The sequence below is a fragment of the Zobellia russellii genome, assembly GCF_044597075.1.
Lineage (GTDB): Bacteria > Bacteroidota > Bacteroidia > Flavobacteriales > Flavobacteriaceae > Zobellia > Zobellia russellii.
Genome location: NZ_CP139000.1, coordinates 1 through 2,500, shown reverse-complemented (window position 1 = coordinate 2,500; position 2,500 = coordinate 1). Strand labels below are relative to the sequence as shown.

General features: G+C 49.5%; 2 tRNA genes and 1 rRNA gene. All 3 read right to left on the bottom strand.

What is annotated here, in order from left to right:
* Positions 1-143: 143 nt before the first annotated feature.
* Positions 144-220 (bottom strand) — tRNA-Ala (locus SJY45_RS00015).
* A 123-nt stretch (positions 221-343) separates the two neighbouring features.
* Positions 344-417, bottom strand: a tRNA-Ile gene (locus SJY45_RS00010).
* 149 nt (positions 418-566) lie between these two features.
* Positions 567-2,092, bottom strand: a 16S ribosomal RNA gene (locus tag SJY45_RS00005).
* Positions 2,093-2,500 lie beyond the last annotated feature (408 nt).

Below are 2,500 nucleotides of genomic sequence, written 5' to 3'. Positions count from 1 at the left end.
TTCAGTACATATATCCCGAAAGATATACGTCCTGTCCCAATATGTCAATGAACTTGTGGCGAGTCGCCACGGACAATTAAAAATTACCCTTGTGGCCACTCATGCAATACTTGAAGACAAATCAATTATCTCCAGGCACCGCCTGGTGGAGAATATCGGAGTCGAACCGATGACCTCCTGCGTGCAAGGCAGGCGCTCTAGCCAGCTGAGCTAATCCCCCATATACTAGTAGTTAGCATATAGTAGTCAGTAGTCAGTACTTCCAACTACTACTCAACTTCTAGAATTTCCTATTCAATATTATTCTCAATGAACGTGCGCACCTAACAAAAGGTGCCCTTTGTAGTCCCAGGCAGACTCGAACTGCCGACCTCTACATTATCAGTGTAGCGCTCTAACCAGCTGAGCTATGGGACTGTCCCTACCACTCTTTGTACTCCGTACCAAAAGAGGTATCTTATATTATTAATGTGGAGACTCTATCCTATACTTACAGATCTTGTACGACTTGAATATTTAGAACGAGGCGTCGGGGCCCTTGACAATTCCGAAGGCCGAAGCTCTAGAAAGGAGGTGTTCCAGCCGCACCTTCCGGTACGGCTACCTTGTTACGACTTAGCCCTAGTTACCGATCTTGCCCTAGGCCGCTCCTTGCGGTGACGGACTTCAGGCACTCCCGGCTTCCATGGCTTGACGGGCGGTGTGTACAAGGCCCGGGAACGTATTCACCGGATCATGGCTGATATCCGATTACTAGCGATTCCAGCTTCACGGGGTCGAGTTGCAGACCCCGATCCGAACTGTGACCGGTTTTGTGGATCCGCTCTGCGTTACCGCATGGCTTCCCGCTGTACCGGCCATTGTAGCACGTGTGTGGCCCAGGACGTAAGGGCCGTGATGATTTGACGTCGTCCCCACCTTCCTCACGGTTTGCACCGGCAGTCCCGTTAGAGTCCCCGACATGACTCGCTGGCAACTAACGGTAGGGGTTGCGCTCGTTATAGGACTTAACCTGACACCTCACGGCACGAGCTGACGACAACCATGCAGCACCTTGCAAATTGCCCGAAGGAAAAGTCATCTCTGACCCTGTCAATATGCATTTAAGCCCTGGTAAGGTTCCTCGCGTATCATCGAATTAAACCACATGCTCCACCGCTTGTGCGGGCCCCCGTCAATTCCTTTGAGTTTCATTCTTGCGAACGTACTCCCCAGGTGGGATACTTATCACTTTCGCTTGGCCGCCCAGGTCTCAAGGACCCGGACAGCTAGTATCCATCGTTTACGGCGTGGACTACCAGGGTATCTAATCCTGTTCGCTCCCCACGCTTTCGTCCATCAGCGTCAGTCGATGGTTAGTCAGCTGCCTTCGCAATCGGTGTTCTATGTAATATCTATGCATTTCACCGCTACACTACATATTCCGCCAACTTCACCATAACTCAAGACCGACAGTATCAAAGGCAATTCTACCGTTGAGCGGCAGACTTTCACCCCTGACTTATCGGCCCGCCTACGGACCCTTTAAACCCAATAATTCCGGATAACGCTCGGACCCTCCGTATTACCGCGGCTGCTGGCACGGAGTTAGCCGGTCCTTATTCTTACGGTACCGTCAGTGGGCTACACGTAGCCCTTTTTCTTCCCGTATAAAAGCAGTTTACTACCCATAGGGCATTCTTCCTGCACGCGGCATGGCTGGATCAGGCTCCCGCCCATTGTCCAATATTCCTCACTGCTGCCTCCCGTAGGAGTCTGGTCCGTGTCTCAGTACCAGTGTGGGGGATCCCCCTCTCAGGGCCCCTACCCATCGCGGTCTTGGTGAGCCGTTACCTCGCCAACTAACTAATGGGACGCATACTCATCCCCTACCGTAACCTTTAACCATAAATACGATGCCGTAATATGGTACCATGTGGTATTAATCCAAATTTCTCTGGGCTATCCCACAGTAGGGGGCAGATTGTATACGCGTTGCGCACCCGTGCGCCGGTCGTCAACATCTAGCAAGCTAGACTTGTTACCCCTCGACTTGCATGTGTTAGGCCTGCCGCTAGCGTTCATCCTGAGCCAGGATCAAACTCTTCATCGTTGTTTCATTATATGTTATAAGTCTCTCAACCCCGAAAATTTCCCGGCCCCGACTCTCATCCTAAAATAAAAATCTTAAACTCTAATCTGTATGTTGTTTCGTAATTCATCGGAACAAAAAGGTTTCCCAATTCATCCCTTTACGCTGTCTCCACAATATGTCAAATGAACTTCTATATCCCTCCCGGTCTCCCGGGAAACGCCTTCCGAACATCTTACTGTCTGTCTAAGCGGCTGCAAATATACAACTGTTTTTCTAACCGGCAACTTTCTTTTAAAAAAAATCGAAATCTTTTTTTTCGCCGTCTCAAAACAATATATCACAAGGAACGTTTACTCTTTTTTAACCCCTACTTAACAAACATCTTCATACCTGTTTAGCGGGCTGCAAATGTAACACCCTTTTTTA